This window comes from Oceanimonas sp. CAM02 (genome assembly GCF_032842915.1).
Classification (GTDB): domain Bacteria; phylum Pseudomonadota; class Gammaproteobacteria; order Enterobacterales; family Aeromonadaceae; genus Oceanimonas; species Oceanimonas smirnovii.
The window spans coordinates 1-12,222 of the sequence record NZ_JAWJBK010000006.1 but is presented as its reverse complement, the minus strand read 5'-3'; the positions used below and the strand labels follow the sequence as shown (position 1 = coordinate 12,222).

The 12,222-nt window shown below is 54.1% G+C and carries 9 protein-coding genes and 1 rRNA gene; 8 read left to right on the top strand and 2 right to left on the bottom strand.

What is annotated here, in order from left to right:
• The first annotated feature begins 37 nt into the window (after positions 1-37).
• From atpG to glmS, 6 genes are all read left to right on the top strand, one after another.
• Positions 38-898, top strand: coding sequence for a F0F1 ATP synthase subunit gamma (gene atpG, locus R0I78_RS01890; RefSeq protein ID WP_019935691.1), 861 nt, complete (start codon positions 38-40; stop codon positions 896-898).
• Between the two features lie 33 nt (positions 899-931).
• A complete protein-coding gene (atpD, locus tag R0I78_RS01885) occupies positions 932-2,320 on the top strand; it encodes a F0F1 ATP synthase subunit beta (protein ID WP_019935692.1) in 1,389 nt (462 codons plus the stop codon).
• 18 nt (positions 2,321-2,338) lie between these two features.
• Positions 2,339-2,764: a F0F1 ATP synthase subunit epsilon gene (locus R0I78_RS01880; protein ID WP_019935693.1), complete on the top strand. Its 426-nt coding sequence runs from the start codon at positions 2,339-2,341 to the stop codon at positions 2,762-2,764.
• 183 nt (positions 2,765-2,947) lie between these two features.
• Positions 2,948-4,312, top strand: a complete 1,365-nt coding sequence (gene glmU, locus R0I78_RS01875; protein ID WP_317074101.1) for a bifunctional UDP-N-acetylglucosamine diphosphorylase/glucosamine-1-phosphate N-acetyltransferase GlmU — start codon at positions 2,948-2,950, stop codon at positions 4,310-4,312.
• Between the two features lie 216 nt (positions 4,313-4,528).
• Positions 4,529-5,296, top strand: coding sequence for a DeoR/GlpR family DNA-binding transcription regulator (locus tag R0I78_RS01870; protein ID WP_019935695.1), 768 nt, complete (start codon positions 4,529-4,531; stop codon positions 5,294-5,296).
• Positions 5,297-5,310: 14 nt separating this feature from the next.
• Positions 5,311-7,140 (top strand): glutamine--fructose-6-phosphate transaminase (isomerizing), encoded by a 1,830-nt coding sequence (gene glmS / locus R0I78_RS01865; RefSeq protein ID WP_019935696.1) that lies wholly within the window; start codon positions 5,311-5,313, stop codon positions 7,138-7,140.
• Positions 7,141-7,168: 28 nt separating this feature from the next.
• Here glmS and R0I78_RS01860 read toward each other — a convergent pair whose 3' ends face one another.
• Both R0I78_RS01860 and R0I78_RS01855 read right to left on the bottom strand, forming a co-directional pair.
• Positions 7,169-8,935 carry a LuxQ periplasmic sensor domain-containing protein gene (locus R0I78_RS01860; RefSeq protein ID WP_317074100.1) on the bottom strand — a complete coding sequence of 589 codons (1,767 nt, stop codon included), beginning with the start codon at positions 8,933-8,935 and terminating at the stop codon, positions 7,169-7,171.
• On the bottom strand, positions 8,913-10,019 hold the full coding sequence (locus R0I78_RS01855; RefSeq protein WP_317074099.1) for a substrate-binding domain-containing protein: 1,107 nt from the start codon (positions 10,017-10,019) through the stop codon (positions 8,913-8,915). Before R0I78_RS01855 ends, R0I78_RS01860 begins: the two co-directional genes overlap by 23 nt.
• A gap of 305 nt (positions 10,020-10,324) precedes the next feature.
• Here R0I78_RS01855 and R0I78_RS01850 point away from each other — a divergent pair, with 305 nt between their 5' ends.
• Both R0I78_RS01850 and R0I78_RS01845 read left to right on the top strand, forming a co-directional pair.
• The gene (locus R0I78_RS01850; RefSeq protein WP_019935699.1) at positions 10,325-11,641 is read left to right on the top strand and encodes a hemolysin family protein; all 1,317 of its coding nucleotides are present in this window, start codon (positions 10,325-10,327) and stop codon (positions 11,639-11,641) included.
• A gap of 364 nt (positions 11,642-12,005) precedes the next feature.
• Positions 12,006-12,222: ribosomal RNA gene (locus R0I78_RS01845) — 16S ribosomal RNA — on the top strand; the annotation flags it as partial.

Sequence of the window (12,222 nt, the reverse complement as noted above, 5' to 3'; positions counted from 1 at the left end):
CAGCGTTTATTGCTGCCACCTGAATTGGAGAAGCGACATGGCCGGCGCAAAAGAAATACGTAGCAAGATCGGGAGTGTGAAAAACACTCAGAAGATCACCAGCGCTATGGAGATGGTGGCCGCCTCGAAAATGCGCAAAGCGCAGGATCGCATGGACCACAGCCGCCCATACGCTGAAACCATACGCAAGGTGATCGGCCACATCGCGCAGGGGAACCTGGAATACAAGCACCCCTATCTGGAAGACCGTGAGGTCAAGCGCGTAGGCTTTATTATCGTCTCCACCGATCGTGGCCTTTGTGGTGGTCTGAACATCAACGTGTTCAAAGCCGCCATGAACGAAATGAAAGCATACACCGACAAGGGTGTGGGCGTTGACATGTGCCTGGTTGGCAGCAAAGCGGTGAGTTTTTTCAACCGCTATGGTGGCAAGGTACTGGCACAGACTTCTGGTCTGGGCGACAACCCCTCACTGGATAGCCTGATTGGCTCTGTCAGCGTCATGCTGGAAGCGTACGACAAGGGCGAGATAGATAAGCTGTACCTGGTGTACAACAAGTTTGAAAACACCATGGTGCAAAAGCCGACAGTCGATCAACTGTTGCCTTTGCCTGCATCGGATGAAGAAGTGGCCAGCCACAGCTGGGACTACCTCTATGAACCGGATCCCAAATCGCTGCTGGACACGTTGCTGGTACGTTTTGTGGAATCCCAGGTTTATCAGGGTGTAGTCGAGAACCTGGCCAGCGAACAGGCGGCCCGGATGGTAGCGATGAAAGCCGCCACCGATAACGCCGGTAACCTCATCAACGATCTGCAACTGGTGTATAACAAGGCCCGTCAGGCCGCCATTACCCAGGAGCTGAGTGAGATTGTTGCCGGGGCCGGTGCCGTATAAGGCAAAGGTATTCAAAGGTTTAGAGGATTTGACATGAGTAAGGGTATCATAGTCCAAATCATCGGCGCCGTTGTTGACGTGGAATTCCCGCAAGATGCGGTTCCCCACGTTTACGATGCGCTGAAGATTACGACGGAAGGCCAGGGCCAGGGTCTGGTTCTGGAAGTGCAGCAGCAAATCGGCGGCGGCGTTGTTCGTTGTATCGCCATGGGTTCTTCCGACGGCCTGCGCCGTGGTCTGGAAATCGAAAACACCAACAAGCCCATTCAGGTGCCGGTAGGTGTACAGACCCTGGGTCGCATCATGGACGTTCTGGGTAACCCCATTGATGAGAAAGGCGACATCGGCGAAGAAGAGCGCTGGTCCATTCACCGTGAAGCCCCCAGCTACGAAGAGCAGTCCAGCTCTGCCGAGCTGCTGGAAACCGGCATCAAGGTAATCGACCTGGTATGCCCCTTCGCCAAGGGTGGTAAGGTTGGTCTGTTCGGTGGTGCCGGTGTAGGCAAAACCGTAAACATGATGGAACTGATCCGTAACATCGCCATCGAGCACAGCGGTTACTCCGTATTTGCCGGTGTAGGTGAGCGTACCCGTGAAGGTAACGACTTCTACCATGAAATGACCGACTCCAACGTACTGGACAAGGTATCTCTGGTATACGGTCAGATGAACGAGCCGCCCGGCAACCGTCTGCGCGTGGCCCTGACCGGTCTGACCATGGCTGAGAAGTTCCGTGAAGAAGGTCGTGACGTACTGTTGTTCGTGGACAACATCTACCGTTACACCCTGGCCGGTACCGAAGTATCCGCACTGCTGGGCCGTATGCCTTCTGCAGTAGGTTACCAGCCGACTCTGGCCGAAGAGATGGGCGTTCTGCAGGAGCGTATCACCTCTACCAAGACCGGCTCCATCACCTCTGTACAGGCCGTATACGTGCCTGCGGATGACTTGACCGATCCGTCTCCGGCCACCACCTTCGCTCACCTGGATGCGACCGTGGTACTGAGCCGTCAGATTGCTGCTCTGGGTATCTACCCGGCCGTTGACCCGCTGGACTCCACCAGCCGTCAGCTGGATCCGCAGGTAGTTGGTGAAGAGCACTATTCTGTTGCCCGTGGTGTACAGACTGTACTGCAGCGCTATAAAGAGCTGAAGGACATCATCGCCATTCTGGGTATGGATGAACTGTCTGAAGATGACAAGCTGACTGTGGCCCGCGCCCGTAAAATTGAGCGTTTCCTGTCTCAGCCGTTCTTCGTGGCCGAAGTATTCACCGGTGCCCCCGGCAAGTATGTGTCTCTGAAAGACACCATTGCCGGCTTCCAGGGCATTCTGAACGGTGACTACGACACACTGCCCGAGCAGGCGTTCTACATGGTTGGCTCCATCGACGAAGCGGTCGAAAAAGCCAAGAAACTGTAAGCCTCTAAGGAGGGCCTGATGGCTGAGTATAACTTTCATCTGGACATCGTCAGTGCCGAGAAGCGTCTGTTTTCCGGCTCTGTGACCGCGGTGACTGTTTCCGGCTCTGAGGGTGAATTGGGCGTTCGTTACGGACACGCCCCCCTGCTGACGGCAATCCGTCCCGGTCTGGTGCAATACGTTACCAAGGCTGGTGAGCAGGAAGTTCTGTATGTTTCCGGCGGCATGCTGGAAGTGCAGAACAGCAGTGTCATGGTATTGGCCGACACTGCAATTCGCGCCGAAGATCTGGATAAAGCCAAGGCCGAAGAAGCCAAACGCTCGGCAGAAGCCAAGCTGCAGAACTCCTCACATGATGTGGACTATGCAGAAGCAGCTGCCGAACTGGCCCGGGCCATGGCGAAACTGCGCGTGCTGCAGTTGGTTAAGAAAAACGTTCGTTAAGCCTAACGTTCGAAAAAGCGGCCTCAGGGTCGCTTTTTTTTTGCAAAAAAATCACAATACCGGCATTAACGGAGAGGTGTCAGGAGTGAAGGGTGAGGAGAAACAACCGTTCTGCAAACGGGGTTTTACTCCTTACCTCTACCTCCTCACTCCTCACGGTCATTTCAAACGGGATATAGGTTCATGACGATTCAGGCGGTAATTCTGGCGGCGGGCAAGGGCACCCGCATGCGCTCTTCTCTTCCCAAGGTGCTGCACTCAGTGGCCGGCAAACCCATGGTGGCCCATGTGATTGATGCCGCCCGTGCCTGCGAGGTGGACGGCATTCATCTGGTCTACGGCCATGGTGCCGACCAGCTGAAAGCACGCATTCAGGCGCCGGAGCTGCACTGGACCCATCAGGCCGAGCAACTGGGCACCGGCCATGCAGTGGCGGTGGCGCTGCCCGATATTGCCGACGATGCCAAGGTGTTGGTGCTCTACGGCGACACACCGCTGCTGCAGGCGGAGACCCTGCAGCGGCTGATTGCCGCCCAGCCCAATGGTGGCGTGGGCCTGCTCACTGTGAGCCTTGCCAACCCCACCGGTTATGGCCGCATCGTGCGGGAAAACGGCAAGGTTACCGGTATTGTTGAGCAGAAGGACGCCAGCCCTGAACAGCTGGCTATTACCGAGGTGAACACAGGCGTGCTGGTGGCCGAGGCCGGCCGGCTCAGGGCCTGGCTGGGCGAGCTTAACAACGATAACGCTCAGGGGGAGTATTACCTCACCGACATTTTCGCCATGGCTCACCGCGATGGCTGTGATATTGCTACCGTACAACCGGCCAGCACAGCTGAAGTGGAAGGTGCCAACGATCGCGTGCAGCTGGCGGGCCTGGAACGGGCCTATCAGAACATGCAGGCCGAGCGGCTGATGCGTGAGGGTGTCAGCCTGCTGGATCCGGCCCGGTTTGATCTGCGCGGCAGTCTGACTGCCGGCGAGGAAGTGGTGATCGACGTGAATGTGATCATCGAGGGTGACGTGCGCCTGGGCAACAGAGTCAAAATTGGCGCCGGTGTCATTCTCAAAAACTGCGTGATCGGTGACGATGCCGAGGTGAAACCCTACTCCATCGTCGAAAACGCCGAGCTGGGCAGCGCCAGCAGCGCCGGCCCCTTTGCCCGTCTGCGCCCTGGTGCCGTGCTGGGTGAAGACGCCCATGTCGGCAACTTTGTGGAAATGAAAAAGGCCCGGCTGGGCAAGGGCTCCAAGGCGGGCCACCTGACCTATCTGGGCGATGCCGAGATAGGTGCGGGGGTGAACATCGGTGCCGGCACCATCACCTGCAACTATGACGGCGTCAACAAGTTCCAGACCATCATTGAAGACGGCGTCTTTGTCGGCTCCGATACCCAATTGGTGGCCCCGGTGCGCATCGGCAAGAATGCTACTCTGGGGGCCGGCAGTACCGTGACCAAAGACGTGGCCGAAGCCGAGCTGGTGATCACCCGTGTGGCTCAGCGCCATATCAAAAACTGGCCTCGTCCCGTTAAAAAGAAGCTATAAGCTGTCAGCTTTAAGATAAACAAATAAGCGCGTCTGTGATTTCACAGGCGCTTTTTTTGATCCTGCATTCGCCTGAAAATGTTATCTCTCCACCGTATTCATCCGGCAACTCGGGCTGCTGATCACTTACAGCTTACGGCTGACAGCTTTCTTTTGGTTGATCGGTTTTGTTTTGTTCTGTTAGCATTCTGCTTTCAAACCGAAACTTAAGCCATTATGTCGAAACGTAATACGCAACAACGCCGCCATACCATCGTCTCTCTGCTGGCCGAGCAGGGGGAAGTGACCGTGGATGAGCTGGCCCGGCGTTTCGACACATCGGAAGTCACCATTCGCAAGGATCTCACGGCCCTTGAGAAAAACGGCCTGCTGCTGCGGCGTTATGGCGGGGCCGTGCCGGTGCCGAGCGAGATGGTGGCGGAAAACCCTGCCGAGCCGGTTTCGAAACGAAAGCAATCACTGGCCCGGGCGGCGGCGGCGCGCATTCGCGATCACAACCGTATCATTATCGACAGCGGCAGCACCACGGCGGCACTGCTGGGCGAGCTGGGCCACAAACACGGCCTGGTGGTGATGACCAACTCCCTGGCTATTGCCAACGCGGTGCGCGAGCTGGAGCCCGAGCCGACCTTGCTGATGACCGGCGGCACCTGGGATCCATCCTCCGAGTCATTTCAGGGCCAGGTGGCCGAACAGGTGCTGCGCTCCTACGACTTTGATCAGCTGTTTATCGGTGCCGACGGCATCGATCTGGAACGGGGCACCACCACCTTTAACGAACTCACCGGCCTGTCGCGAGTGATGGCCGAGGTGGCCCGGGAAGTGGTGGTGATGGTGGAGTCGGACAAGCTGGGCCGCAGAATACCCAATCTGGAGCTGCCCTGGAGCCGTATTCATACCCTGGTTACCGACAGCGGCATCAGCGAGACAGATCAACAACAGTTACAGCAAAAGGGCATCACTTTGGTGATAGCACCCGAATAACGAGGATGTAGAGCATGTGTGGAATTGTAGGGGCGGTGGCCCAGCGTGATGTGGCAGAAATTCTGGTGGAAGGCCTGCGCCGTCTGGAATACCGGGGTTACGACTCTGCCGGGGTGGCCATTATTCACGACAACCAGCTGGGCCGAATGCGCCGTCTGGGTAAGGTGCAGGCGCTGGCCGATGCGCTCGAGCAGCAGCCGCTGGCCGGTGGCACCGGCATTGCTCACACCCGCTGGGCCACCCATGGTGAGCCGTCGGAACGCAACGCCCATCCTCATGTGTCCGGCAATATTGCCGTGGTGCATAACGGCATCATCGAAAACCACGAAGAGCTGCGCGCCGAGTTGCAGCAGAGAGGCTACGAGTTTGCGTCCGATACCGACACCGAGGTGATCGCTCATCTGGTGCACTGGCATCGTCAGCATACCGACAGCCTGTTGGCGGCACTGCAGGTTACGGTCAAGGAACTGCGCGGTGCCTACGGCACCGTGCTGATGGACGTGAACGATCCTTCCCGCCTGGTGGTGGCCCGCTCCGGTTCCCCCCTGGTAATTGGCTTAGGGTTAGGCGAGAACTTTATCGCTTCCGATCAGCTGGCACTGCTGCCGGTGACCCGCCGCTTCCTGTTTCTGGAGGAAGGAGACGTAGCCGAGGTGACCCGCCGTGACATTCATATTTTCAACAGCGACGGCCAGCCGGTGACCCGGGCCGAGCAGGAGTCGGACGTCACCCACGACGCCGGCGATAAGGGTGAATACCGTCACCATATGCTGAAGGAAATCTTTGAGCAGCCCAAGGCCATTACCGACACGCTTGAAAGTCGGCTGAGTGAGCAGGGCGTGGTGGTGGAGTCCTTTGGCAATGGTGCCAGGGATATCTTTGAACGAGTGGAGCACATTCAGCTGATCGCCTGCGGCACTTCCTACCATGCGGGCATGGTGGCCCGTTACTGGTTCGAAGCGCTGGCTGGCGTGCCCTGTGATATCGAAATCGCCTCCGAGTTTCGCTACCGCAAGTCGGTGGTGCGCCCCAACAGCCTGCTGATCACCCTGTCCCAGAGCGGCGAGACCGCCGACACCCTGGCGGCGCTGCGGCTGGCCAAGGAGTCCGGCTACATGAGCAGCCTGACCATCTGCAACGTGCCCGGCTCCTCTCTGGTGCGGGAGTCGGATCTGGCCTTTATGACCCGGGCCGGTGCCGAGATTGGCGTGGCTTCTACCAAGGCCTTTACCACCCAGCTGGTGGCGCTGCTGATGCTGGTGGCGGCGGTGGGCCGTTGCCGGGGCAACATGACCGAGCAGACCGAGGCCGAGCTGGTGCGCTCGTTGCGTTCGCTGCCGGCGCACATTGTCAGTACCCTGGCCCTGGCCGGCGACATCGAGCTGCTGGCGGAAGAGTTTGCCGACAAGTACCACAGCCTGTTCCTGGGCCGGGGCGAGCAGTACCCCATCGCCATGGAAGGGGCGCTCAAGCTCAAGGAAATCTCCTATATTCACGCCGAGGCCTATGCCGCCGGCGAGCTCAAGCACGGCCCGCTGGCGCTGATCGACGCTGATATGCCGATTATCGTGGTAGCACCCAACAACGAGCTGCTGGAGAAACTGAAATCCAACGTGGAAGAAGTGCGTGCCCGGGGCGGCATTCTCTATGTATTTGCCGACAAACAGGCCGGCTTTAAAGGAGATGCCACCATGCGGGTAATGTCATTGGAGCACGTAGACGAAGTGATTGCGCCCATTGTTTACACTGTGCCGCTGCAGCTGCTGTCTTATTATGTGGCCTTGATAAAAGGAACCGATGTGGATCAACCCAGAAATTTAGCCAAAAGCGTTACGGTTGAATAACAGAAAACCCGGGATTTCCCGGGTTTTTTTATCGCTCAGAAAACACTACTACATAATGACTGATGTTTCCGTGTTCATTATTCAGTCCTCGAATAGACAGCCAGATGGCGCTGATGTGACCCGGAGTCAGCTCACATTTTATTTCCCCCTGCCAGTGGCCTTGCTCATCAATATGTTGCCACGGATCGACACTTTTTGTGGCTGCCAGCGGCAGTGCCAGATGGGGAGGCTGCCCCAGCTTATCATCCAGGGTATATCCGGTAATGTGATGATAGGCTGGATTGGCATACACCAGCCGGCGTTGCTGATCAAAGATCATCACCGCTTCCAGCATATTGGCCATTACCAGATTGTTCAGCTGTAATGAAGCTTCTACCTGTTTAATGCGCGTAATATCCTGCCCCTGTAACTGCACAGCCGTTACCAGACCGTTATTAAACACGGGTGCCAGTGTCCATAGCTGGTAACTGGGCCGGTGAGGCAGAGAGCCCATCCGGGTTTCAACTCCATCTACTTTGTTACCCTTTCTGGCCTGATGAATGGCTTGTAGCAGGGGAGCCAGTTGCTCAGGAGTGAAATAATGAGAGAGCATGGTACCGGCGAGCTGCTCCCGGCTTCTTTTGAACAAGGCTGCGGCGGCATGGTTTATCGCCTGAATTTCATTGTTGTTGCCAATAATAATGGCCGCGGAGTTGGCTGCGTCAAACAGATGAGTGAGTCGCTGCTCTTTTTGCTGCAGCGCTGACACCATACTTTCCAGGCTGTTACCCAGGAAATTAAATTCCTGAATACGATCCGGTGAGAAGGTAGCGTGCTGGCCTCTGCGTATTTTTTCAGCAAAGCGGGTCAAGTCAGCAAGAGGCAGTGAGATCAGTCTGAGGGTATATAAAGACAGCAGCAATGCAGTAATTAACACCAGCATAAGGGCCAGCAGTGTGTGATGGCCATAGGCCTCCTGCAGTTGCTGGGCAATGGTATTGTCTGTGACTAACAGCAATTTTAGTTCATTGACTTCACCATTTATTTCAATTGGTTGCAGACTAAAATAGTGCCCCTGATATTGCCCGTAAGACTGCTGGAGCGAGAGGATTTTTGTTATTATATCCGTCTCAATATTATTGTTGTTCACATAAGCATACCCCGCCGGTTTGTTGTTCAGAATGAGTTGTATGCTGAGATTTTCAGCTCCCTGCCCGAGCTGTCGCAGTAGCGTAAGGTTATCGTTAAGCACAATACCTCCCAGCAAGCTGCCTATTACTCGGCCCGAGTCAGGAGATATCACAGGATAACGTTGCGTTAGTGTAAATAATGTATTTAAAGGAGCTTTCAGCTCGGCGCTGATCCACTGGTTGTACAGTGGTGGGGAAGTAATTAACTGATGTAGTCTGTGGCGGGTTATATACAGTGGTGAGCTCATATTGATCCAGTGCTGTCCTCCTTTACTGATCATCAGTAAATCAAGCAGCTCTCCATTGCGGTGATACAGTGTATCTTGCAACCTTTTTTGTGCCAGTTGTGTGTTGTCAGTTTTTAATGCCTGCGCTATTTCCGGTTGCTCTGCTGTTGCCGAAAGAACGCCATCCAGGCTGTTGAGGTAGCTGCTCATCAGGATCTGCAGGCGAGCACTGGCACTTTCCAGTTGCTGCTGAATACTGTTATTGACCATGGTTGAGGTGCTGCGATAGGTCAGCAGCAGCAAGGCGGCAGCCAGTAGCATAAAAGCCGGCAGCAGTGCTCCTAACAGTACTCTGAGCAAGGGAGTAACAGGTTTTTTATTGAGAGTAACGGAAGGCATGCGCTTTTAGCTGCTCCATTTCTGCGGCTGGCGTGTGTCGATCCACAATGGCAAAGTCACCGCTGTAGATTAAGGGAATTTGCTCGGGTTTATTTTCCTGATCAAGGCGGATGGCTTCTGCCATGGCGATACCATTATCGTCGTTCATGCGCATGACAGTGATATCGAGATCCCCTTTGGCAATCGCATCCAGCTCCGCTATACCGCCACCCCAGCCATTAAGAATAACCCTGTTCTGAAGGCCCAGTTGTTTTACAGCATCGGCGGCCCCCAAGGCGATGTCAGTTGTGCAGGCATAAATCAGGTTAATGTCTTTATCATCATTCAGTGCCTGTAACACTGCTTGTCTGGCGATGTCCGGTTTTACATCGGTATAGAATGCATTACGCAGCTGGTAACCGGGATTGGTGGCAGTAAGACGAATAAACTCATCACCCCTTACTTCACTGATATAGCCCCGTGTTCCGTAAAGCATCAGGTAGTTAGCCTCGGACCCAAGCATTTTTTTTATGGCTTCCTTTAACTGTCGGGTTCCCTCCCGGTGATCAAAGCCAACATAGAAGAAAGGTTGATTATGCTGCCAGTGTTTAAGGGGGGTGGTGATGTTCATCAGGATAAGCTTAGGATGACCACGGGCAAGAATCTTTTCTACCAGTACTCTATGGCGCAGTGCATTAAGTGTAAAAATCAGGTAGTCGGGATTGCTCTTCAGCGCATCAGCGAGCAACTGTTCCTGCTGGCGCATGGTGGTAGCCGGCTGGAATGAGTAGCTGGTCAGTGAAAAAGGGATGCCCATCTCCTGCAGGCGGCGTGCCATGCTGATACGGTTGCGCCACCAGTAGTCTGATGCCTGCACATCGGGTGTAAGCATGGCAATGTTCAGGGGAGTGGCTATCTTTGAGGATTTTTCTGTAACCGGTTGTCGCACGCGCTCTGCAAAGGTTTGCTCACGCTGTTGTTGCTCAGGAAAGGCATTCATATATTCCTGATAGGTCCAATATTCTTTGCTTTCGGCTTTTACATAACAGGAAACCGTCAATACAAACAGTAAGCTGGTGAACAGTGATAGTCTTGACAGAGTCATAACCCTCCATACGTTTTCTGTAGCCTGTATGACATATCATATCGCCGGTGACGATGCTCTACACGCTTTCTCTCAACTGCGACACTATGTTGTCTTGCCCATAGTCTGGGGCTGCCCTTTCATTCTTGTACCTTTTAGCTGCACAATCACGCCAGGCTGAAAAAGTTCCTCAGGCTGAGTGTGAACCAGGTTTGCATAGCAGGATTAATGGAAAAAAAATCGTTATTGGGTTAAATTTCATGCGTTTTATTTCTTCTGTCAGTCTTTTGTTGGCAGAACACTCCTCCAGACGGTAATACCTGACCATGACAACCTTTGAGCAAGTGCTGATTATTCTGCTGCTGGTAGCGATCAGCTCATTTTTTTCCGTTTCCGAAATCGCCCTGGCGGCGGCACGTAAAATGAAACTGCGGCTGATGGCCAGCGACGGTAACCTCAATGCTGAAAAGGTACTGTTATTACAGGAGCAGCCCGGAAATTTTTTCACCATAGTACAGATAGGGCTCAATGCTGTAGCCATCCTGGGTGGCATAATCGGAGAATCGGCCTTCACTCCCTTCACCAAAGGTCTGTTCGGTCTGTTTTTTGACGGCTCCTGGGTAGATAAGGCCGCTTTCTTCGGGTCCTTCTTTATGGTCACTTCCTTGTTCATTTTGTTTGCGGACCTGATACCCAAGCGGCTGGCCATGATTGCTCCCGAGAAAATTGCAGTGGCAGTCGTGCGTCCCATGGGGTTTATGATAGTGCTGTTCCGGCCGCTGGTATGGCTGTTCAACGGTCTGGCCAATCTGTTGTTCCGGCTGTTTCATGTACCTACCATGCGTAAGGATGAAATTACCCCCGAGGACATCATTGCCATGATGGATGCCGGCGCACAGGCCGGCGTGCTGCAGGAGCAGGAGCATCATCTCATCGAAAACGTATTTGAAATGGAGTCGCGTACTGTCACCTCGGCCATGACTACCCGGGAAAGCCTTATCTATTTCAACCTTCACGAAGATCAGGAAGACATCAAGGCCAAGATTGCTGAGCATCCTCACGCCAAGTTTCTGGTATGCGAAGATACCCTGGACAGGGTCGTGGGTTACGTGGACTCTCGTGACATTCTGATGCAGGTATTACACCAGCAGCCTATTTCTCTGCAAAAGGAAGGAATACTGCGTATCCCGCTGATCATTCCCGATACGCTGTCCATGTATGAGGTGCTGGAGCACTTCAAGACGGCGGGCGAGGACTTTGCCATCATTATGAACGAATATGCGCTGGTGGTGGGCATCATTACCCTTAAAGACGTAATGAGCATAGTAATGGGGGAATTGGTACAACATCAGGAAGAGCAGATAGTGTCCCGTGATGCCAGCTCCTGGCTGGTGGAAGGGCTGACACCACTGGAAGATGTGATGCGAGTACTGAATATTGATGAGTTCCCGGAAGATGAAAACTACGAAACCATTGCCGGCTTTATGATGTATATGTTGCGTAAAATTCCCAAGCGTACCGACTTTGTACTGCATGCAGGCTACAAGTTCGAAGTGGTGGACATTGACAGCTATAAGATAGATCAGCTGTTAGTGACTCGTTTAGGACACTCCGATGCGGTAGAAGAGCAGGAAAAGTTGTAAATATAAACGCTTTGTTCAAGGTTTGAGCGTTCGGCGCTAAAAGCCATATTTTTGTCAAAAAAGCCCTTGCGCAAAAATCGCGGCTCCCTATAATGCGCATCCACTGACACGGGGCAAGCGGCCTACGGTCACAAACGTTGAAAACGAACAAAACAAAGTTCAAATCAACGCTTGACGAACACCAAGAGTTGCGTAGAATACGCAGCCCTGACCAGCGAAAGCGGTCAACGCTCTTTAACAATTTATCAAGCAAACTGTGTGGGCACTCGCAGTCGATTGAGAAACAAAAAATATTGTTTTTCAATGATTTGTGAAGTGCACTAGCAATAGCAGCAATTCAGATATTCATTGAGCATCAAATCTTTAATTGAAGAGTTTGATCATGGCTCAGATTGAACGCTGGCGGCAGGCCTAACACATGCAAGTCGAGCGGTAACAGGAGAGTAGCTTGCTACTTTTGCTGACGAGCGGCGGACGGGTGAGTAATGCTTGGGGATCTGCCCGGTCGAGGGGGATAACCGTTGGAAACGACGGCTAATACCGCATACGCCCTACGGGGGAAAGCAGGGGACCTTCGGGCC